The organism is Leifsonia shinshuensis (assembly GCF_022606355.1).
GTDB classification, from domain to species: Bacteria; Actinomycetota; Actinomycetes; order Actinomycetales; family Microbacteriaceae; genus Leifsonia; species Leifsonia shinshuensis_B.
Genome location: NZ_JAHHZQ010000002.1, coordinates 921,308 through 941,828 on the forward strand (window position 1 = coordinate 921,308; position 20,521 = coordinate 941,828).

Here is a 20,521-nt window from a genome sequence, read left to right on the forward strand (position 1 = left end):
GGGAGGACTCCCGAGCCGATCAGGCCCGGGAGTCCTCCCTTCACTGCATCCCGGCGGCGTGCGGCCGCGGATCTCCTCCGCTACCGCTCGGCGACGACGCGCACGGCGTTCGCCCACGGGTCGTCGAACGTGACCGACCGGCCGTCGTCCCGGGTCTGCACCCCGTAGTGCCGCATCCGCTCGGTCAGGGCCCCGAGGTCATCGGCGGCGGGGAGGCGCAGCTCCACCTGGCCGAGGCCCAGGGCGAGGCGGCGGGCGCCGGCTCCGCGACTGTTCCAGGTGTTCATCGCCATGTGGTGGTGGTACCCGCCCGCCGAGACGAACAGCGCGGACGTGCCGAGGGAGGCCGTGGCCTCGAAGCCGAGCCGGTCGACGTAGAAGGCGCGGGCTGTCGCGACGTCGCCCACCGAGAGGTGCACGTGCCCGACGATCGCGTCGCCGAACCGCGGGTCGTCGCCCGCGGTCCCCGTCGCGGCCTCGGCCAGCGCGACGCCGCGGTCGGTGAGGTGCTCGCGCAGGTAAGCGTTCGGGTCGAGGTAGAGCGTGTCCATCTCCACCTGTCCGTGCGTCCAGCTCCACTGACTCCGGTCGCGGTCCCAGTACAGCTCGACGCCGTTGCCCTCGGGGTCGGTGAAGTAGAAGGCCTGCGAGACCAGGTGGTCCGCGCTGCCGGTGAACGTGCCGGGTGCGTGCCGCGCGACCGAGTACACCGCGGCGGCGAGGGCCTCTTGGCTGTCGAAGAGGATGGCCGTGTGGAACAGCCCCGCTTCGCCGGGCGACGCGTGCTTCAATGCCGGCGCGTGCTCCAGGATGACGGAGGGCGTCGAGCCCCGGCCCAGGATGACCCGGTCGCTCTCGGCGGCCAGCACGGAGAGCGTGACGGCGTCGCGGTAGTAGGCGGTCATCGCGTCGAGGTCGGCGACGCGCAGCGTCACCGCTCCCATGGCGGAGTCGGCGGGCAGGAGTTCGGGCATGGTCAGTGCAACAGCCGGGACCCGTCCAGAATTTCCCGGTCTCCGCGCGCTCTCAGGTCTCGATCGCGCCTCCGGTCTCGGCGAGGTAGCGGCGCAGCGTGAGCGTCGGGTCGGCGGACTGGAGCTCGCGGTAGCGGCGGAAGTCGAGCTGGTCGCGCAGGGACGCACCGGCTCGCATCCGCTCCGCCTGCGCCCCTTCGACTGTTTGGATGCGCCGCGCCTCCGCGAACAGCTCGTCGCTGCGGTCCCCGCCGATGACGAGCACACCGTCGTCGTCGGCTGCGATCCAGTCGCCCGGTTGAACGGCTACGCCGTCGAGGAAGGCGCTGCGCATGGCGGTGCCCGCCGGCGGCACGCGCCGTGGACCGAAGGGGTGCGCACCCAGGCTGAACACCGGCAGGCCGATCTCGCGCAGCTGGGCGGTGTCGCGATGGAGCCCCCAGATCACGGCGCCGGCCATTCCGGCGAGCCTCGCCTCCAGCAGCATGAGATCGCCCACGCAGGCCTCGTCGCGGCGGCCGCGGTTGTCGACGACGAGCACGGCGCCCTGCGGAGCATCGTCGATGGTCTCGAGCAGCACGTCGACGCTGCCGAGGTGCGTCACCGGGGCGGCGGGTCCGTGGAAGGGCTGCCCGGCGAGGAGGGCGCTGAGGCCGACGGGCGCGACGGCGACGGGGATGCCGAGGCGCACGGCGGCGTCGGCCAGCGCTGCGGTGGCGACGGGTGTGCTGGGCGATGGTGCGGCGTTCGTGTCCATAGGCGCGACGCTACCGCTGGGCGCATGCGCGCGGGGGAATGCGTGGGGGAACGCGTGGGCGATGCAGCCGGCCGGAACGTCCTCCACAGCGATCGGGCAGAACGAGTTGTCCACGAATCCCAGTCGGGCCTTCTCCCCGGCCGCCGACTGCTCAAGGATGGAGGCGGGAGGTGCGATGAGACGGATCGTGAGGTTGGCCCGCCGGTACTGGGTCGTGACGCTGACGCTCGGCATCGGCGTCGTCGGAATCGTGCTCGCACTCGCCGGTGCGGGCTGGCTGGTGCAGTGGGTGTTCAGCGCCTATGCGCTGGCGGTCGCGCTCTGGCAGGCCGTCGGCATGGTGCGTGCCATGATGCACGGCCGGTTCGGCCTCGACATCCTCGCCATCACGGCGATCGTGGCGACGGTGCTGGTCGGAGAGTTCGTCGCCGCGCTTATCGTCGTGCTCATGCTCACCGGGGGAGACGCACTCGAGGACTACGCGAACCGCAGGGCCAAGCGCGAACTCGATGCGCTCCTCACCCGGGCGCCGCAGTTCGCGCACCTCGTGGTCGACGGCGGCTATCAGGAGGTTCCGATCGACCAGGTGCGCGTCGGAGACGCGCTTCTGGTGCGGCCGTCGGAGATCGTCCCGGTCGACGGCGTACTGCTTTCCGCTCACGCGGAACTGGATCAGTCGTCGATCACGGGCGAGAGCATCCCCGTCGACAAGGCGGCGGGCGACGAGGTGCTGAGCGGCTCGGTCAACGGTCAGGAGGCCGTCGAGATGCGGGCGACCTCGACGGCGGCGTCCTCGCAATACCAGCAGATCGTCGCCCTCGTCGCGCAGGCCGCAGAGAGCAAGGCTCCTGTGGTGCGCCTCGCCGATCGGTACGCCGTGCCGTTCACGGTGTTCTCGCTCGCGCTCGCCGCCGTGGCCTGGTGGGTGAGCGGAGACTCGGTCCGGTTCGCCGAGGTCCTGGTGCTCGCGACGCCGTGCCCGCTGCTGATCGCGGCGCCGGTGGCGTTCATCGGCGGCATGAGCCGCGGTGCTCGCAACAGCATCATCGTGAAATCGGGCGGGGTGCTCGAGCAGCTCGCGGAGGCGCGCACAGCCGTGTTCGACAAGACCGGCACGCTCACGTACGGCGCGCCTGAGCTCAGCGAGGTGCGGCCGGAGCCGCCCTTCGACGCCGACGAGCTGCTGGCCGCGGTCGCCAGCGCCGAGCAGTACTCGTCGCATGTGCTCGCGGCATCCTTCATCCGCGCCGCGCGCGACCGCGGGCTGACGCTCCACGAGGCGTCGTCCGCGCAGGAGGCCGCGACCAACGGCGTCGTCGCCGACATCGGCGGCAGGCAGGTCGTGGTCGGAAAGTTCGCCTTCGTCGCCGAGCACGCACCCGACGCCGTTCGCACGTCGATCGCGCCGGGAGAGCTCGCGGTCTACGTCGCGATCGGCGGGCGCTATGCCGGGGCGCTGCTCGCCAGCGACCGGCTGCGCGCGAACGCGGCCTCCACCCTCCAGGAGCTGTCGGCCCTCGGCGTCACCAACACGATGATGCTCACCGGCGACGCGCGCGAGACCGCCGAGCACATCGCCGCCGGGCTCGGCATCACCCGGGTGCGTGCCGAGTGCCTCCCCGCCGACAAGGTGGCGGAGGTGGCGGGCATCGCCGAGCGCCCGGTGATCATGGTCGGCGACGGGGTGAACGACGCGCCTGTGCTGGCCGCGGCCGATGTCGGCATCGCGATGGGCGCCAAAGGGGCGACAGCCGCCAGCGAGTCCGCCGACGCGGTGATCCTGGTGGACGACATCCACGGCGTGGCCCGGGCGGTGCGGATCGGCAAGGACACCGTCCGCATCGCCCTGCAGAGCATCTGGCTCGGGATCATCGTGTCGGTCGTTCTGATGGTCATCGCCGCGTTCGGCTTCATCCCCGCCACGGCCGGAGCGCTCATCCAGGAGCTCGTCGACCTCGCAACGATCCTCGCCGCGCTCCGCGCCATCGGCGGTCGCCTCGACGCGCGCGAGGGCGCGCGCGGCGTCGACGCCGCGGCCGGCGTTCCCGCCGGGAGCGGTTCGAGCGGCGCCGGGTGAGCGACCTGTCCACAACTCCGGAGTCTCTGCGCGGACCCGCCGAATACTCCGGAACAACGGACTATTTCGGCCCCTCCGCGTCAGAACGCCGGAATTGCCGACGGGCTACTCGCCGGTCAGCCGCTGAAGCAGTTCGCGGTAGCGGTCGGCGGTGCGGGTCACGATCTCGGCCGGGAGCGCCGGCGGGGTGCCGGTCTTGTCCCAGTTGGCGGCCAGCCAGTCACGGACGATCTGCTTGTCGAAGCTCGCCATCCGCTCACGGGGCGACGCGGCGGTCTCGAACACGCGTGCGTCCCAGTAGCGGCTGGAGTCGCTCGTGAGCACTTCGTCGGCGAGGGTGATCTCGCCCGACGCGCGGTCGGCGCCGAACTCGAACTTGGTGTCGGCGATGATGACGCCGCGGTCCTCCGCGATCGCCGCTCCGCGGGCGTAGACCTCGAGCGAGAGCCGGCGGAGCTCTTCGGCGATCTCGGGCCCGACCAGCTCGACCGTGCGCTCGAAGCTGATGTTCTCGTCGTGCTCACCGAGCGGAGCCTTCCAAGCGGGCGTGTAGATCGGCTCGGGCAGGCGGTCGCCGTCGGTGAGCCCGGCGGGGAGGGGCACGCCGCAGACGCTCTGCGTCCGCTGGTACTCGGCCCAGCCGCTGCCGGTCAGGTATCCGCGCACCACGCACTCGATCGGGAACATGTCCAGCGGCTTCACGAGCATCGCGCGACCCGCGACCTCGGCCGGGATCCGCTCCACGATCCGGTCACCGTGGAGTTGGTGATCGGCGATCAGGTGGTTGGGAACGCCGTGCAGACGGTCGAACCACCACAGGCTCAGCGTGGTGAGGAGCTCGCCCTTGCCAGGGATCCCCGGCTCGAGCACATGGTCGAACGCACTCACCCGGTCGGAGGCGACGACCAGCACCGCGCTGGTGTCCTCCAGCCCACCCGCGCCCTCCGGCACGTACAGGTCGCGGACCTTCCCGGAGTACACGTGCTTCCAGCCTGCCAGTTCGCTCACCCGTCCATCGTAGAGGCGGCAACAGCCCGAGCGGACCGCGGTGGGCGCGGTGGGCGCGGCGACGCGACCGAGCAGCACCTCGAGCCGCGCACCACCTCAGATCGTGCGGCCGCCGTCCACCGTCAGCACGGTCCCCGTGACGTAGGCGGCTGCGGGCGACGCCAGCCACGCCACCGCGGCCGCGACCTCCGTCGGCGTCCCCATGCGGCCCAGCGGCACGTAGCCGCCGACCCGTTCCCGCACGGACTCATCCTGTTTCATGATCGTGCCGGACTCGATCGGCCCGGGGGCGACGGCGTTGACCCGGATGCCCGCACGGGCCTCGTCGAGTGCGGTCGTGCGAGTGAGCCCGACGATCGCGTGCTTCGCGGCCGCGTAGGCGGCCATCCCGGGTGCGCCCCGCACGCCGGCGGTGGAGGAGACCATGACGATCGCTCGCGGCCCGGACGCCGCCCGCATCGCGCGCACCTCCTCACGGACCGCGACCGCGACGCTGCGGAACGTGACCGCCATGACGGAGTCGAACTCGGCGAGGGGCATGTCCGCGAGCGGAGTCGGCTGGTGGCCGCGGCCGACGTTGTTGACCGCGACGGCGAGGTCGCCGAGGGAGGCCGCCTGAGCGACCGCCTCGGCCAGTGCGACATCGTCGGTCGCGTCGACCGCGATCGCACGCGGACAGTCGGCTCCGGCGGCGACGAGTTCGCTCCGCAGCTTCTCGAGCGCGGCGGCGTCTCGTGCGCACGGCACGGTCGTCAGGCCGTCCGCGCCGAGCGCGTGGCAGATCGCGTTGCCGATCCGCCCGTCGGCGCCCAGCACGATCGCGACCCGGGTGGCGGAGGCGGATTCCTGGTTCACGATCGCACCTCCGCCCGCGCGCCGCGCGCGTCGCGCACCTCTCTCCGGTCCACCGGGAGCAGGAAGCCCGCGGCGATCAGCCACGCCATCCCGGCGAACCGTCCGATCGGCAGGAGGAACTGCAGCGGGTCCACGGCGAGCGACAGGAATGAGAGCTCCGAGAGGGCGGCGACCACCAGCCCGACCCAGGCCAGCCAGCGCGGGAAGAGGCGGAGGATGAGGCCGGGCACGGCGATCCCGGCGATGAGCAGCCCCAGACCGACGACGTAGCCGACGCCGCCCGCGGCGAAGGCGAGGTAGGAGAACGCCAGTGCCAGGTGAGGATCGGAGGTCAGCTCGGGCCGGCTGAGCAGGTAGCTGCCCAGCGCTGACACCATCAGCATGATGGATGCGGTCAGACCTCCGGCGAATCCGATCGCCGGGCCGGGAACGCGCACCCCCAGCCGCTGCAGCCGCGCGAAGGCGGTCGCGGCATAGATGCCGAGCGGCACGGCGGAGCCGAACTGCAGCATCGCGCCGATGCGGATCGCGGCCCAGTCGGCGTGCGCGTGGGCCGTGACAGCGTCCGCGCCGGCGAACGGCGAGAGGAAGGCGGCGCCGGGGCCCGAGAGCAGCACGCCGACGAGCAGGGCGAGCAGGAACAGCCCCGCGTGCACGATCGCGAGAACTCCGAGCGGCGGCCCGCCGGACCCGCGACGACGAGAGGTCGGCTGAATATCGTTCATATGAGTAATCGTTACACAGTGTAATCATTACGCGCAAGCGCTATTCTGGATCCGTGACGAACGTCCCTCTGATCGAACCCGCCGACGGCGCCGTCCCCTCGGCGCGAGCGCAACGCGGGGCGCCGCCGCGCACGGCGTTCCTCCTCGCGCAGCTCGGAGCCGACGCCGCCGACCGCTTCGCCGACCGCATCGCCGCTCTCGGTCTGACGCCACGGGAGGCCGGCGCCATCCGCGTCCTCGGCCGCCGCCAGGGCCTCAGCCAACGTGAGCTCGCCGAACTGCTCGGCACCGTGCCGAGCCGCCTGGTCGCCCTCGTCGACGAACTCGAGACCAAGGGGTACGTGCTGCGCGAACGCAGCGAGGGCGACCGACGCAACAACGTCCTCACGCTCGCGCCGGGAGGCGAGCGGATGCTCGCGCAGCTGCGGGAGGTCGCCCAGGCCCACCAGCGCGACCTCCTGTCGCCGCTGGCTCCCGACGAACAGCAGACACTCGCAGCGCTGCTCGCGAAGCTCGCCGCGGCCTCCGACCTCACCCCAGACGGCCACCCCGGCTTCCGCCGCTGACGCGCGCCCCGTCGGCGGACGGACGGCACGCGCGACACAGGGCGCTGTGACGCCGTGCCGCGCCTGCGTCGCGTGGACAACAGCCGTCGGCCCGTGACGGCGCGGCCCAGGCGAGCAGCGTCGGGCCTGACGGCGGGGCGAGTCCGCGGTGACGGCCGCGTGGAGCCCCGACGTCACCTCGGTGCGGGCGGCTGCTGCGCCCGTGTGATTCAAGCGAGCAGGGCCAGGACGCGCCCGCGCGGCGTCGCCCGCGGACACCCCCCGCCCGCTCGTCGCGGGGCCGACGCCCGCGCCGGCCCCGGTCCCGCCTGCTCGGCCTCAGGCGAGCAGCTTTGCCTTGGCGGCCGTGAACTCGTCGTCCGAGAGGATGCCCTGCGAGTGCAGCGTCCCCAGCTGTTGCAGCTTCGACATCAGGTCGTCGGCGGGCGCCGCCGGCGCCGCGGGGAGCGCCGCCGCCTGCTGCGCCGCCTGCTGTTGGGCGGCCTGCTGGGCCATCGCCTGCATCTCCATCTGCTGCTGCTGGGCCTCGTACTGCTGCTGCTCGTACTGGTCTTGCGCCTTCGCCTGCTGGTGGCGCGCGACGCCCCCCGAGACCGCGGTGGCGGTTCCGGCGACGACCGCGGTGCGCGCGGCCATGCCGATGAGTCCCGGTCGTCCCATCCGTCGTAATGGCATGTCTGCTCCTCTAGCTCTCGACCGGCTGGATGTCCGGCTCGGAATCCGACTCGATGAACGCCTCGAAGTCGTCGGCGATGACGGCGTTGACCACCGGCGCCGGGATGCGTTCGCTGTGCACGACCAGACCGCCGGCCTGGAAGAACTTGCTGGCGAGGTCCTTCGCCCAGAGGTGCTCGATCACGAGGATCGCCCCCGTCGTCCCCGGCTCGACGAGCTCGGCGATCGAGTCGACGTCCTCGCTGCCGGCGAGGCCGCTCGCTTCGAGCGTGACACCGGCCATGCCGATCTCGTCGCCGATCTCCTCCAGCTCGACGATGTCGACGCTGCCGTCGTCGTGACGGGTGACGAAGAGGAGGTCGAGCAGCCGCAGCGTGCCGCTTTCGACCAGGTCGAGGATGGCCTGGACCACGCCGGGCGAGGGTCTGTCGTTGTCGAACTGGGCGACGATGAACTCCGCCGGACCGTACTCGAATTCAGCCATCTCGTGCCTCCGTCTGCGGGCCGGTCCCGCTTTCACGGCAGACGATACACACGCGTACTCGGCCCGGCAATGACCGATTTTCCGCCCGTCCGCCTGGCGAAATGTGCACGTTCACATCCCTAGACTGAGACCGACAGTGCGGCCGCTGACGGGCGGACCGACGCGAGGGAGGACCCACGTGGGCGAGAAGAACTGGGCGGGGAACCACGAGTACCGGGCGCACCGCATCGTGCAGCCGAAGGACTTCGACGAGCTGCGCGAGATCGTCACCACCGCGCCGAAGGTCAGGGCGCTCGGCAGCAGGCACTCGTTCAACGACCTCGCGGACACCGTCGCCGACGGGGTGCTCGTGAGCACAGCCGCACTTCCGGCCGACACCCGCATCGACGCCGACGCGCGCACCGTCACCGTCGGCGGAGGCGTGCGCTACGGGGACCTGGCCCGCGAACTCCAGTCCGCCGGGTGGGCGCTGCACAACCTGGCCTCCCTGCCGCACATCTCGGTGGCGGGCGCGATCGCCACCGCGACCCACGGGTCGGGGGACCGCAACGGCAACCTGTCGTCGGCAGTGGCCGGCCTGCGCATCCTCACCGCGTCCGGCGACCTCGTCGACCTCGTCCGCGGCGATCCCGAATTCGCCGGAGCCGCCGTGTCGCTCGGCGCGCTCGGCGTGGTGACCGAGGTCGCCCTCGACATCCGGCCGACCTTCGGCGTGCGTCAGCGGCTGTTCGGCGGCGTGCCGTGGGAGGCCGTGCTCGACCGCTTCGACGAGGTCACCTCGGCCGCCTACAGCGTTTCACTGTTCACCACCTGGCACGAGGACTCCGTCGCGCTGGCCTGGCTGAAGGAGCTCGACGGAGCCGACACCGAGATCGGCGGCGACTTCTTCGGCGCCCCCGCCCTCACCGAGGCGCGGCACATGATCCCGACCATGGACGTTCGCAACACCACTCAGCAACTGGGCATCGTCGGCCCGTGGAGCGAGCGGCTGGCGCACTTCCGTTTCGAGTTCACGCCCTCCAACGGCGAGGAGATCCAGTCGGAGTACCTCGTGCCGCGTGCGCACGCCGTCGACGCGATCCGGGCCGTGCGCGAGCTCGCTCCGCTGATCGCTCCCCTTCTGCAGATCAGCGAGATCCGCACCGTGGCGGCCGACGACCTGTGGTTGTCGAGCGCGTACGGCACCGACGTGGTCGGCCTCCATTTCACGTGGCTGCGCGACCAGGCCGGAGTGGAGGCGGTGCTCCCGGCCCTGGAGGCCGCCCTGCTGCCGCTCGGCGCCCGCCCGCACTGGGGCAAGCTCTACCTCGACGCCGACGCGGTGGTCCCCGGCCTGTACCCGAAGCTCGACGCGTTCCGCGCCCTCGCCGACCGCCTCGACCCGGCCGGGGTCTTCCGCAACCCGTTCCTCACCCGCCTGCTCGGCTAGATGCCGGGCGCCCGCGCCGAGTGCGGTCGCCCGCCGAGGCGGCGCATCGTCCGCCGCCTCGGCGCGCCCCGCCCGCGTTGCGCCGCTTCGCCGCCCGCGCACCGGTGCGGGCCGCGGGCGGGGTCGCGAACAAGCCGCCGAGTTCGCGGAGTATCCGCATGCTCGGCCGTCCACGACCGACCATGCGCGTGCGCGGCGGTGCGCGGAGGGGACCCCGCCGCGCGCCGGCCGCTCGCGAGGCGGCCCACTATCCGCCGCCTCGGCGCGTTCCGCCCCACTGTGCGCCGCTTCGCGGCCCGCGAACCGACGCGGCTGCTGGCCGGTCGCGAACAAGCCCTCGAGTATGCGGAGTATCTGCATGCTCGGCCGTCCACGACCGCTGAGCGCGTACGACGCGGCGGCACCAGCGCCGTCACTGGCGCCGGGCCGGCGCGCCTCCGCTCAGGAGTGCGCGACGCGGGCGGCGATGTCGGTGCGGTACTGGGCGCCGGGGAGGTCGATGCGGGCGATCGCGTCGTATGCGCGCTCGCGCGCCTCGTCGAAAGAGGTGCCGCGCGCGACGACCGACAGCACGCGCCCTCCTGTCGCGAGCAGGGCGCCGGTCTGCGGGTCGACGGCGGTCGCCGCGTGGGCGATCGTGACCTCGGGTACCTGCGCCGCCTCGGCGAGACCGGTGATCGGGCGGCCGGTCTGCGGTGCCTCCGGGTAGCCTTCGCTCGCGAGCACGACCGTCACGGCGGTGTCGAGGGCGAACTCGGGGCGCGGCATCCCGCCCAGCTCGCCGGTCGCCGCCGCGTACAGCAGCGTGGACAGCGGGGTGACCAGCCGCGGCAGCACGACCTGCGTCTCGGGGTCGCCGAAGCGCGCGTTGAACTCGATGACGCGGATGCCCTTGTCCGTCACGATCAGGCCGCAGTAGAGCAGGCCGATGAACGGGGTCTGCTCGGCGGCGAGCTGGCGCACGGTGGGCAGGGCGATCGTGTCGATCACCTCGTCGACGAAGGTCTCGGGCAGCCAGGGGAGCGGGGAGTAGGCGCCCATGCCTCCCGTGTTCGGGCCGGCGTCGCCGTCGAGGAGGCGCTTGTAGTCCTGCGCCGGGCTCAGCGGGAGGACGGTGTGCCCGTCGCTCACGAGGAACAGGGACACCTCCTGACCGTCGAGGAACTCCTCGACGAGCACTCCGCCCTGGGTGAGGTAGTGACGGGCGTGCTCGACGGCGGCGGAGCGGTCGGAGGTGACGATGACGCCCTTGCCCGCCGCGAGGCCGTCGGCCTTCACGACGTACGGCGCCCCGAACTCGTCGAGTGCGCGCTCGGCCTCTTCGAGGGTTCGCGCCCGCACGGCGCGGCCGGTCGGAACGCCGGCCTCCTCCATGATCCGCTTGGCGAAGGTCTTGGACCCCTCGAGCTGTGCGGCAGCGCGGCCGGGGCCGAACACCGCGATGCCGCGCGTGCGGAGCGGGTCGGCGACGCCGGCGACCAGCGGAGCCTCCGGCCCGATCACGACGAGCTCGATGCCGTTCTCGATCGCGTACTCGGCGACGGCTGCGCCGTCGAGCGGGTCGAGACCGGTCTCGACGGGGACCTCCGCGGCGATCCCCGCATTGCCGGGTGCCGCGACGATCGTGTGCTCCGCCTCCTCGGCCAGGAGCGCGGTGATGATGGCGTGCTCGCGGGCACCGGAACCGAGGACCAGAATCTTCACGCGACCAATGCTAGAGGGCGCCGCGAAGCCACGTGGAACCGCGGTGGAAAGATGGGGATATGGCCAGAGCGAGGATTTCTGTGGAGGAGGGCGGCGCAGCGGTGCGTGCGGCTCTGGGCGACGACGTCGACCGCGACACGACGGCGACGGCGGTGCGGTACCTCCTGCAGCTGTTGGCGGAGCGTGCGCCGGGCAACACGGTGGAGGTCCGCGTGCCGCCGTTCGGGGCCGTGCAGTGCATCCCGGGGCCGCGGCACACGCGCGGCACTCCGCCGAACGTGATCGAGACCGACGCTGCGACCTGGCTCGCCCTGGCCTCCGGCCGCCTCGCCTGGGGCGACGCCCTGGCCTCCGGTTCCGTGCACGCGTCGGGTCAGCGCGCGTCGCTGGAGGGGCTGCTCCCGCTGCGCTATTGAAGCCGTCCGCGACCGCCCGCCGTGTGGGCGAGCGCTCAGGCACGGTGCGAGAGAATGGGGGTCATGAGCGAGTCCCACCCGCAACCCGAGCCGCAGCCCGAGGAGGAGCCGCGGCTCGAGGTGCACCCTCCTGCTGAAAGCGGGCACGAGACCGAACAGCCGCTCACCGAAGAGCAGGCCACCGTCACCGAGGCCGCCGTCCGCGTCCAGCGCTCGCCGCGCTACTTCCGGTTCATGATCACCGGCGCCGTCGTCTTCGCGGTGATCGCGCTCATCCTCACCTACGCGTTCCCCGAGAACCCCACCTACGACCGCGGAGCCGTCTTCGGCTTCCTGCTCGCGATCTGCGCCACGGTCGGCGTCGCCCTGGGCGCCCTGGTCGCCCTCCTGATCGACCGGGCGGCGACTCGCAGGGCACGCACCGTCCAGGCGGATAGAATCGACGTGCGCCTGCCCGACTCCGAGACCGACTCCCCGAGCGGTTCCGAGCCGAGCGACCCGCGGCCGAGCGATCAGCGCCCGTCCGTCGACAGCTGAACATCCCGACACACCTCGAGAAAGGGGTCCGCTGTGGCCGGAGGCGACGGTCGTCTGAGTCATGATCTTCTGCCCGGAGAGAAGGGCCCCCAAGACGCCTGCGGTGTCTTCGGCGTCTGGGCTCCCGGCGAGGAGGTCGCCAAGCTCAGCTATTTCGGTCTCTATGCGCTGCAGCACCGCGGCCAGGAGTCCGCAGGTATCGCGACCAGCGACGGCAGCAAGATCCTCATCTACAAAGACATGGGTCTGGTCTCGCAGGTGTTCAACGAGAACGCGCTCAACTCGCTGACCGGCCACATCGCCGTCGGCCACACGCGTTACTCCACCACCGGCGCCTCGAGCTGGCAGAACGCGCAGCCCACGCTGGGCCGCACCGCCAGCGGCACCGTCGCCCTGGGCCACAACGGCAACCTGACCAACACCGCAGAGCTCATGCAGCTCGTGCACGACCGCTATCCGCAGCTCGACGGCGAGCTGAGCCGCGGCAACACGACCGACACCGCCGTCGTCACCGCGCTGCTCACCGGCGACCTCGACCACACGCTCGAGGCCACCGCGCTGGAGGTCCTGCCCCGGCTGCGCGGCGCCTTCTGCCTGGTCTTCATGGACGAGAACACGCTGTATGCCGCGCGCGACCCGCAGGGCGTGCGGCCGCTGGTGCTCGGCCGCCTCGAGCGCGGCTGGGTCGTCGCCTCCGAGACCGCGGCGCTCGACATCGTCGGCGCGAGCTTCGTGCGCGAGGTGGAGCCCGGCGAGCTGATCGTCATCGACGAGAACGGTCTGCGCACCCAGCGGTTCGCCGCAGAGAAGCGTGCGGGCTGCGTGTTCGAGTACGTCTACCTCGCCCGCCCCGACACCACCATCGCCGGCCGTGGCGTCTACGAGGCTCGCGTCGAGATGGGCCGTCAGCTCGCTCGCGAGCACGAGGTGGAGGCCGACCTGGTCATCCCGACGCCCGAGTCCGGTACTCCGGCGGCGATCGGCTACGCGCAGGCCTCCGGCATCCCGTTCGGCCAGGGCCTGGTCAAGAACTCCTACGTCGGCCGCACGTTCATCCAGCCGTCGCAGACCATCCGCCAGCGCGGTATCAAGCTCAAGCTGAACCCGCTCAAGGAGGTCATCAAGGGCAAGCGCCTCGTGGTGGTCGACGACTCGATCGTGCGCGGCAACACACAGCGCGCGCTGGTGTCGATGCTGCGGGAGGCCGGCGCGGCCGAGGTGCACGTGCGCATCTCCAGCCCGCCCATCACCTGGCCGTGCTTCTACGGAATCGACTTCGCCTCGCGGGCGGAGCTGATCGCGACCGGCCTGGGTGTCGACGAGGTGCGCCAGTCGATCGGCGCGGACTCGCTCGGCTACCTGTCGGAGGACGGCATGATCGCCGCGACCGAGCAGCCGCGCGAGCGTCTCTGCACGGCGTGCTTCACCGGCGTGTACCCGATCGAGCTCCCAGACGCCCACCACCTCGGCAAGAACCTCCTGGAGCGTCCGGAGGCCGCGGCAGAGACGATCGCCGCGACCGACGACGGCGCGAGCGAGACCAGCGACGGCTGCGAGCCGGGCCCGGACTCGGAGTACGAGCGCCTGCTGAGCTTCGGCGACCCGGGCCGGCAGGAGTAGCGACAGGCGTCGACCGAGGAGCGCGCTCGTCGCATCCGCTTTCGTCTCCACCGCCCTCGAACTGGGGTGATCGTCGGACGTAACAGCCCGGCGGGCACGCCACGCCGGCCGATAACATTGCCGCGATCGCGGCACGGCGCCCCGATCGGGGAGGCCCGAATGCCCGCTCGTACCGTGATCCGAACAACCGCGCTCGTGGCGGCCACCGCCACGATCGCGGCCGCCGCGGCCGTGGCGTTCGCCGTTCCGGCCGACGCCGCACCACTCTCGCTCACGGTGGTGACGAAGACTTTCGCGACTGCCGGTCAGGGCACGATCGACATTCCGGCATCCGCGACCGCCATCGGGGCATCCGTCGCGGCGGCCTCCGGAGCCAATGGGTACTCCGCGTCGGGAGGACCCGGCGGGGCGGTCGCACTGAGTCTCCCCGACAGCCTCGCGGGGCAGACGCTGTCGTACGTCGTCGGCGGTGTCGGCGGCGGTGCTCCGGCCCGGACCGATGGGCGTCCTGCGCAGGGCGGTGGCGGCGGTTCGGCCCTGTCGACGGCGACCTCGTTGCTGGCGGTGGTCGGGGGCGGCGGAGGCGCGGCGGAGCGGTCCACCGAAGGTGCGTCTGCGGGCGGCATGGACGGCGGCGCCGGTGGGTTTTCGACGGTCGCCGGCACGGTGGGAGACGGAGCGGCCGGTACGCCGGGGTTCGTCGGCTCGCACGCACCCGGAGGCGGCGGAACGGCGGTCGGCGGCGTCGCCGACCCGGCGGCGAGCTACAGCGGGAACACGGTCTACGGCGGGCAGCCCGGCTCGGACGGCCCTGCCGCGGTCTCGGGCGGCGCCATCGGCCTCGCACCCGGAGGAACGGGAGCGTTCACCGGCGGCAGCGGCGGCTCGGGATACACGGGCGGCGCCGGCGGCACGACCGACTACGAATCCGCCACCTCGACCTTCGATTTCGGTTCGGGCGGTGGAGGGTCGGGATATCTCGGCACGCTCTCCGGGATGACCGCGACGAGTGCGGCACCCCGCGTCGGCACCGGCGTCGTCACCGTGCAGTACAGCGTCCCGACCACGACGGCGGCCTCCGTCGATGCCAGTACGGCGTTCGGAACCGCGGTGAGCATCCCGCTCGCCGTGACGTACGCCACTTCGGCCTCGGTGGTCATCGCCCCGGGGTTCGGCACCGCTTCGGTCTCGGGCACCACGGTCACCTACACGCCGGCCGCCGGCTTCTCGGGAACCGACAGCTTCGTGTACACCGCGACCGGGCTGAGCGGGACGACGCCGCCGGCGATCGTGACGGTGACCGTCGCACCGGCGAGCCTGACGTTCCCCGCCTCCGTTGCGGCCGGCGTGGCCGGACAGCCGTACTCGGCCTCCGTCGCGGTCACGGGCGGGATCGCTCCGTACACCTACTCGGTGGTGGGCGCGCTGCCCGCCGGCTTGACGCTCGACGCCGCAACGGGCGCGATCACGGGCACGCCGTCTGTGGCGGGCGACACGTCCTTCCGGGTCGCTGCGACCGACTCCAGCTCACCTGTCACCACGGCGACGAGCGCCGCGATCGCCCTCCACGTCTACAGCGCCACGATCGCGGTCACGCCGACGGTGTCGCCGGGAGGCGCGATCACGGTGACGGGCTCGGGCCTGCGGCCGGGGACGTACTCGGTCGTCCTCCACTCCGACCCGGTCGTGCTCGGCAGCGTCACGGTCGGCGCCGGCGGAGCGCTGTCGTTCACCGCCACCGTGCCGACCTCCGTTCCGGCCGGTGCGCACACGGTGCAGCTCGTCTCCGGCTCCACTGTGATCGCCGCCGCCTCGCTCACCGTCGCGGCGGCGGTCGCGCCGGCGGCGGTCGCGCCGACAGCGCTGGCGTCGACCGGAAGCGACCTGACCGGCACGGCTTCGTTCGCCGCGTTGCTCGCGCTGGCCGGCGCAGCGGCGCTCGTGCTGCGCCGGCGCGCGAGGCGGGAGCCCGTGGGCGCACCCGACCCCGCGGAGCGGTGACCGTGGCCACCGCTCGCTGAGCCCACTCGACGTACGAGCTCGACGTACGAGCGCGTGCTGAGCGTCGGCGACCCGGCCCGGAAGGAGGAGCGGCACCGCCCCGAACTGGGGTGGTCCTGTTGCGGATCCGCCGGGTCGTCTCTCGTCGAGGCCGATAGCATGGCCGGGGTCGCGGCGTGTCGCCCGATCGGGGAGGCCGGAATGACCGAGCGCATCACGACCGGACGCACGACGATCGAGCGGGCCGGCCGGATGTCGCCACGGCGCTCCGCCGGCCGGGCTACGGCCCTCGCGGTCGTCACCGCGACGATCGCTGCCGCGTCCGCCTTCGCCGTCGTCACCCCGGCGGAGGCCGCGACGACGACGGTCGTCACGCGCACGTTCTCCACCGTCGGCACCGGCACGGTCACCATCCCTGCCTCGGCCACGGGCATCAGCGTGTTCGTCGTCGGGGCTGCGGGAGCCCCCGGCTCCCTTCCGCCGAGCAGCCCGGGAGGCTCGGGCGGTGCGAGCCAGGTCTCACTCCCGGACAGCTTCGCCGGGCAGACTCTGTCGTACCTGGTCGGCGGTGTCGGCGGCGGCAGCTCGCCGCGACCCGATGCCTCCACCGTGTCCGCGGGTGGCGGCGGTTCCGCTGTGGGGACGGCGGACTCCCTCATCGCCGTGGCGGGAGGCGGAGGAGGCGGGGCCGTCGTGTGGAGTCTGCCGACCGGCGGTTCCGCTGGAGGCGCGGGCGGTGTCTCCCTGTCGCCCGGAGCAGTCGGCGACGGTTCGGCGGGCGACGCCGCCGTTCCCGGCTCGCGCGCTCCGGGCGGCGGCGGAACGACGGTCGGCGGGGCGACGGACCCCGGCGCGTCTGGCGCGGGGTCTTCGGCCCAAGGCGGGCAGGCCGGGTCGTCGGGGCCCGCGTCGGTGTCGGCTGGCGTGATAAGCCTCGCCATCGGCGGGTACTCGGGATATCTCGGTGGCAGTGGCGGTTCGGGATACACCGGCGGTGCCGGCGGAACCACTGACGTCGTCGCGGGCCCCTCCGGGTTCGAGAGCGACTCCGGCGCAGGTGGCGGAGGCTCCGGCTATCTGGCGAGCATCGCGGGCGTCACCGCCAGCGCCCTGTCGCCCAACCCCGGCGACGGTTACGTCGCGTTCCGCTACACGGTCCCGACGGCGACGGCCGCCGGCACGTCGGCGACCACGGCGTTCGGAACTCCGGTGACCATCCCGGTCGATGTGACCAACGCGTGGGGGATCTCGCTGGGCTCGACGCCGTCGCACGGAACGGCCCAGGTCAGCGGGATGGATCTGCTGTACACGCCCGCGCCCGGTTTCTCCGGCAGCGACAGCTTCAGCTACGTCGCGAACGGGCCGAGCGGCACCACGCCGGCGGCGACCGTCACGGTCACGGTCTCCGCCCCGGCCCTGCAGTTCACGTCGTCGCTTCCCGCCGCGGTCGTCGGCCAGCCGTATACGGCGTCTGTCGCCGCGACCGGAGGAACGTCGCCCTACGCCTACACCGTCCTCGGCTCCCTGCCTGGCGGCCTGAGCCTCGACCGGAGCACGGGCGCGATCACGGGGACACCGACCACCGCGGGCAGCCGCGGCTTCCAGGTGCTCGCCATCGATTCGTCGTCGCCTGTCGCGACCGCCACGGGAGGCCCCTTCACGATCGCGGTCTACAGCTCCGCCATCGTGGTCCCGGCGAGCGTGACCAGCGGAAGCGCGCTCACCGTGACCGGCGTCGACCTGCAGCCGGGCACCTACTCGGTCGTCCTGCACTCCGACCCCATCGTTCTCGGCAGCACGACCGTCCCGGCGAGCGGCGTCCTCTCCTTCAGCGCCACGGTCCCGGCCTCCGTGGCACCGGGCGCGCACACCGTCCAGCTGCTGTCGGGATCGACCGTGATCGCGAGCGCGGCGCTCACGGTCACGGCGGCGAGTGCGCCGGCCGCGCTGGCGGCGACCGGAAGCGACCTCGGGACGCCGATCGGCATCGCCGTGCTCCTTCTCGTCTCGGGTGTCACCGCGGTGGCCCTCCGGCGGCGTCGGGCGGCACGTTCCTGACCGGGCGCGCCCGATACCATGGAGCAGTGACCGACCCCACCGCATCCTCGTCCTCCTCCTACGCCGCCGCCGGTGTCGACACCGCGGCGGGCGACCGCGCGGTCGAGCTCATGAAGGCGGCCGTCGCGCGCACGCAGGGGCCGCAGGTGCTGGGCGGTGTCGGCGGGTTCGCCGGGATGTTCGACGTGTCGGCACTGAAAGACTTCCGCCGTCCGCTGCTGGCGACCTCCACCGACGGTGTCGGCACGAAGGTCGCGATCGCGCAGGCGCTCGACAAGCACGACACGATCGGGCAGGACCTGGTCGGCATGGTCGTCGACGACATCGTCGTCGTGGGTGCCCGCCCGCTGTTCATGACCGACTACATCGCGTGCGGCAAGGTCGTCCCCGAGCGGATCGCGGCGATCGTCGCGGGAATCGCGCGCGCCTGCGAGGCGACGGGAACGGCGCTGGTCGGCGGCGAGACCGCCGAGCACCCCGGCCTGCTCGGGCCCGACGACTACGACGTGGCGGGCGCGGCCGTCGGCGCCGTGGAGGCCGACCGGCTGCTCGGCGCCGATCGCGTGCGGGATGGCGACGTGGTGCTGGCGCTGGCGTCGTCCGGCCTGCACTCGAACGGGTTCTCGCTCGTCCGGCACATCCTCGCGCAGCGCGGCATCGGCTTCGACGACCGCTCGGACGACTTCGGCGGCGTCGTGGGGGAGGCCCTGCTCGAGCCCACCCGTCTGTACACGTCTCCCCTGCTGCGCGTGCTCGACGAGCCGTCGCTGAGCGGCGCCGTGCACTCCCTCAGCCATGTCACCGGCGGCGGGATCGCGGCGAACCTCGCGCGCGTCCTCCCGGTCGGCTCGTGGGTGGAGGTCGACCGATCCAGCTGGTCGCCGACCCCCGTGTTCCGGGTGCTGAGCGACCTCGCCGGCAGCACGCTGGAGTCGTCGGAGGGAACCTGGAACCTCGGCATCGGCATGTTCGCCGTCGTCGCACCGGAGGCGGCGAGCGCGGTCGCCGCTGCGATCACCGCGGACGGCATCCCGACCTGGCCGGTCGGCACGGTCTCCACCGCGGCCCGCGACCTCGCCGGCTTCGAGCAGGGCGCGAAGGGCGTCGACGGCGGCGCGGTGCGCCTCGTCGGCACCTACGCAAACTGAGCCCCGCTCCCCTTCCCACCCACCGCGCCCACTCCCTCTCACACCCGCCCCCGAGCCGCCGAAGGGCACGTTGTTGTCACTTTCGCGCCCCGAAAGTGACAACAACGTGCCCCTCGTCGGCCGACCGGAGGGCGTGACCCCTTCGTGGAGGCGCGAATCGGGCCGGCCGGCCGCTAGAGTGGCCGCGTGACCCCTCCGCATGCCAGCATTCGTTTGGCATGCGCGCTCGGGATTCTCGTATCCGCCGCCGCAGCGACGCTCGGTGTGATCGCGGGGCCGGCGTCCGCGACACCCGTGACGCCCACAGCACCCACCCCCACCCCCGCGCCTGTTCCGCCGCTCACCCCGGTCGTCGACTGCATCCAGGACGCGCCGCTCGGCGCGGTCACCTCGCGCACGGTCGTCCTCGGCTACCGCTCGACGGCTGCGGCGGCGATGGAGGTCCCGGCCGGCACCGGCGACAACGACCTCGGTCCGGGAGCAGCCGACCGCGGGCAGCCCTCGACGTTCCTCCCCGGTGAGCACCACGGCGTGTGGCTGCTCACCCTCGACGCGGCCGCCGAGCCCGCCGTCACCTGGACCATCGGCGGCGCGACGGCCACCATCGACGCGTCGGTGCCCTCCTGCACCGACGCCACCGCGGTGACCCTGAGCGCTCCCACCACCGTGACCGATGGCGGCCGCGTCGGCATCACCGCCGTCGTCTCGCGCTTCCTGCTCGGGGCGCCCGAGACCGGCGCCGTGGCGTTCTCCGTCGACGGCGCAGCACCCACCGTCGCCCCGGTCGCGACGGGCGGCGTCGCGCGGGTCGACCTCCCGGCCCCGGCGATCGGCGACCACACCGTGACCGCGCAGTTCGTCCCCGCCGCGGGATCGTCGCTGCGGCCGTCGACCTCGACCGCAGCGCTCACGGTCGCGCCGGCCTCCGGACCGCTCACGATAGCGGTGGACAGCGTCGTCGCCGGAAGCCGGAGCGTCCTGGTCACGGTCACGCGCCCCAGCCCGGTCGGTCCGGCGACCGCCGCGTTCACGACGGGCGACGGCACGGCCATCGCAGGGACGGACTACCTCGCGACCGCGGGAACCGTCACCTTCGCCGACGGCCAGTCCAGCGCCACGGCAACCGTCCCGCTCCTCACGCGGGAGGCAGGAGCGCCCGCGTCTCGGTTCTTCGTGCTGCTGACCCGGGCATCCATCCCGATCGCCGCGGGGGTCGCGACGGTGTCGCTCCCTGCGGTGCCGGCCGCGCCCGCCGCAATCGGCGCGACCTCGACGAGTGGAGGCAGTGCCGCGGGGCCGTCCTCCGCTCTGCCGGAGGCCGACCCGACGGCACCGACCGGCGTGCCGTCCGGGGCGCTCGGCCAGGACTTCCTGCTGATGCTCGGCGCCCTGCTCGTCACCGCGGGAGGGATCGCCGGCGTCATCGGCCTGGTGCGTGCGGTCCGCTCGCGCGACGCCTTCTCCTGATCCTCCCGCGCCCGACGCAC

Annotated in this window: 18 protein-coding genes; 10 read left to right on the forward strand and 8 right to left on the reverse strand. The window is 72.7% G+C overall.

Annotated elements, in window-relative coordinates; genetic code table 11:
• Positions 1 to 80: 80 nt before the first annotated feature.
• Together KNO15_RS11290 and KNO15_RS11295 are read right to left on the reverse strand one after the other, a co-directional pair.
• Positions 81 to 974, reverse strand: a complete 894-nt coding sequence (locus KNO15_RS11290; RefSeq protein ID WP_241703820.1) for a VOC family protein — start codon at positions 972 to 974, stop codon at positions 81 to 83.
• 52 nt (positions 975 to 1,026) lie between these two features.
• Positions 1,027 to 1,731 carry an RraA family protein gene (locus KNO15_RS11295; RefSeq protein WP_241703821.1) on the reverse strand — a complete coding sequence of 235 codons (705 nt, stop codon included), beginning with the start codon at positions 1,729 to 1,731 and terminating at the stop codon, positions 1,027 to 1,029.
• A 175-nt stretch (positions 1,732 to 1,906) separates the two neighbouring features.
• Between KNO15_RS11295 and KNO15_RS11300 the strand changes: the two genes are divergently transcribed.
• Entirely contained in the window at positions 1,907 to 3,808 is a 1,902-nt protein-coding gene (locus KNO15_RS11300; protein WP_241703822.1) for a heavy metal translocating P-type ATPase, read from the forward strand.
• Positions 3,809 to 3,913: 105 nt separating this feature from the next.
• Here the strand turns inward: KNO15_RS11300 and KNO15_RS11305 are convergent, their stop codons facing one another.
• The 3 genes from KNO15_RS11305 to KNO15_RS11315 form a co-directional block, all read right to left on the reverse strand.
• A complete protein-coding gene (locus tag KNO15_RS11305; RefSeq protein ID WP_241703823.1) occupies positions 3,914 to 4,816 on the reverse strand; it encodes a phosphoribosylaminoimidazolesuccinocarboxamide synthase in 903 nt (300 codons plus the stop codon).
• 96 nt (positions 4,817 to 4,912) lie between these two features.
• Positions 4,913 to 5,671, reverse strand: a complete 759-nt coding sequence (locus KNO15_RS11310; RefSeq protein WP_241703824.1) for an SDR family NAD(P)-dependent oxidoreductase — start codon at positions 5,669 to 5,671, stop codon at positions 4,913 to 4,915.
• Positions 5,668 to 6,396: a hypothetical protein gene (locus KNO15_RS11315; protein WP_241703825.1), complete on the reverse strand. Its 729-nt coding sequence runs from the start codon at positions 6,394 to 6,396 to the stop codon at positions 5,668 to 5,670. Before KNO15_RS11315 ends, KNO15_RS11310 begins: the two co-directional genes overlap by 4 nt.
• Positions 6,397 to 6,449: 53 nt before the next feature.
• On the opposite strand from KNO15_RS11315, the gene KNO15_RS11320 reads away from it, so the two are divergent.
• On the forward strand, positions 6,450 to 6,962 hold the full coding sequence (locus KNO15_RS11320; RefSeq protein WP_241703826.1) for a MarR family winged helix-turn-helix transcriptional regulator: 513 nt from the start codon (positions 6,450 to 6,452) through the stop codon (positions 6,960 to 6,962).
• Between the two features lie 318 nt (positions 6,963 to 7,280).
• On the opposite strand, the gene KNO15_RS11325 is transcribed toward KNO15_RS11320, so the two are convergent.
• Positions 7,281 to 7,637, reverse strand: a complete 357-nt coding sequence (locus KNO15_RS11325; RefSeq protein WP_241703827.1) for an SHOCT domain-containing protein — start codon at positions 7,635 to 7,637, stop codon at positions 7,281 to 7,283.
• Between the two features lie 10 nt (positions 7,638 to 7,647).
• Positions 7,648 to 8,121: a DUF6325 family protein gene (locus KNO15_RS11330; protein WP_241703828.1), complete on the reverse strand. Its 474-nt coding sequence runs from the start codon at positions 8,119 to 8,121 to the stop codon at positions 7,648 to 7,650.
• 178 nt (positions 8,122 to 8,299) lie between these two features.
• Here KNO15_RS11330 and KNO15_RS11335 point away from each other — a divergent pair, with 178 nt between their 5' ends.
• Positions 8,300 to 9,550, forward strand: coding sequence for an FAD-binding protein (locus tag KNO15_RS11335; RefSeq protein ID WP_241703829.1), 1,251 nt, complete (start codon positions 8,300 to 8,302; stop codon positions 9,548 to 9,550).
• 441 nt (positions 9,551 to 9,991) lie between these two features.
• Here KNO15_RS11335 and purD read toward each other — a convergent pair whose 3' ends face one another.
• Positions 9,992 to 11,254 carry a phosphoribosylamine--glycine ligase gene (purD, locus tag KNO15_RS11340; RefSeq protein ID WP_241703830.1) on the reverse strand — a complete coding sequence of 421 codons (1,263 nt, stop codon included), beginning with the start codon at positions 11,252 to 11,254 and terminating at the stop codon, positions 9,992 to 9,994.
• Positions 11,255 to 11,313: 59 nt separating this feature from the next.
• On the opposite strand from purD, the gene KNO15_RS11345 reads away from it, so the two are divergent.
• The 7 genes from KNO15_RS11345 (at position 11,314) to KNO15_RS11375 (ending at position 20,501) form a co-directional block, all read left to right on the forward strand.
• Positions 11,314 to 11,670 (forward strand): sterol carrier family protein, encoded by a 357-nt coding sequence (locus KNO15_RS11345; protein WP_241703831.1) that lies wholly within the window; start codon positions 11,314 to 11,316, stop codon positions 11,668 to 11,670.
• Between the two features lie 63 nt (positions 11,671 to 11,733).
• Positions 11,734 to 12,207, forward strand: coding sequence for an MFS transporter (locus KNO15_RS11350; protein WP_241703832.1), 474 nt, complete (start codon positions 11,734 to 11,736; stop codon positions 12,205 to 12,207).
• Positions 12,208 to 12,240: 33 nt separating this feature from the next.
• Entirely contained in the window at positions 12,241 to 13,827 is a 1,587-nt protein-coding gene (gene purF, locus KNO15_RS11355) for an amidophosphoribosyltransferase (RefSeq protein ID WP_241703833.1), read from the forward strand.
• 159 nt (positions 13,828 to 13,986) lie between these two features.
• Complete coding sequence (locus KNO15_RS11360) at positions 13,987 to 15,828, forward strand: putative Ig domain-containing protein (protein ID WP_241703834.1); 1,842 nt, start codon at positions 13,987 to 13,989, stop codon at positions 15,826 to 15,828.
• A 201-nt stretch (positions 15,829 to 16,029) separates the two neighbouring features.
• Complete coding sequence (locus KNO15_RS11365) at positions 16,030 to 17,886, forward strand: putative Ig domain-containing protein (protein WP_241703835.1); 1,857 nt, start codon at positions 16,030 to 16,032, stop codon at positions 17,884 to 17,886.
• A 26-nt stretch (positions 17,887 to 17,912) separates the two neighbouring features.
• Positions 17,913 to 19,034 (forward strand): phosphoribosylformylglycinamidine cyclo-ligase, encoded by a 1,122-nt coding sequence (purM, locus tag KNO15_RS11370; RefSeq protein ID WP_241703836.1) that lies wholly within the window; start codon positions 17,913 to 17,915, stop codon positions 19,032 to 19,034.
• Positions 19,035 to 19,220: 186 nt separating this feature from the next.
• The gene (locus tag KNO15_RS11375; RefSeq protein ID WP_241703837.1) at positions 19,221 to 20,501 is read left to right on the forward strand and encodes a Calx-beta domain-containing protein; all 1,281 of its coding nucleotides are present in this window, start codon (positions 19,221 to 19,223) and stop codon (positions 20,499 to 20,501) included.
• Positions 20,502 to 20,521 lie beyond the last annotated feature (20 nt).

Coding starts and splice junctions, on each gene's coding strand:
- KNO15_RS11330 (WP_241703828.1), bottom strand. CDS start 8,121: ATGGCTGAATTCGAGTACGGTCCGGCGGAGTTCATCGTCGCCCAGTTC.
- KNO15_RS11345 (WP_241703831.1), top strand. CDS start 11,314: ATGGCCAGAGCGAGGATTTCTGTGGAGGAGGGCGGCGCAGCGGTGCGT.
- KNO15_RS11300 (WP_241703822.1), top strand. CDS start 1,907: ATGAGACGGATCGTGAGGTTGGCCCGCCGGTACTGGGTCGTGACGCTG.
- KNO15_RS11365 (WP_241703835.1), top strand. CDS start 16,030: ATGACCGAGCGCATCACGACCGGACGCACGACGATCGAGCGGGCCGGC.
- KNO15_RS11325 (WP_241703827.1), bottom strand. CDS start 7,637: ATGCCATTACGACGGATGGGACGACCGGGACTCATCGGCATGGCCGCG.
- KNO15_RS11290 (WP_241703820.1), bottom strand. CDS start 974: ATGCCCGAACTCCTGCCCGCCGACTCCGCCATGGGAGCGGTGACGCTG.
- KNO15_RS11360 (WP_241703834.1), top strand. CDS start 13,987: ATGCCCGCTCGTACCGTGATCCGAACAACCGCGCTCGTGGCGGCCACC.
- KNO15_RS11350 (WP_241703832.1), top strand. CDS start 11,734: ATGAGCGAGTCCCACCCGCAACCCGAGCCGCAGCCCGAGGAGGAGCCG.
- KNO15_RS11295 (WP_241703821.1), bottom strand. CDS start 1,731: ATGGACACGAACGCCGCACCATCGCCCAGCACACCCGTCGCCACCGCA.
- KNO15_RS11315 (WP_241703825.1), bottom strand. CDS start 6,396: ATGAACGATATTCAGCCGACCTCTCGTCGTCGCGGGTCCGGCGGGCCG.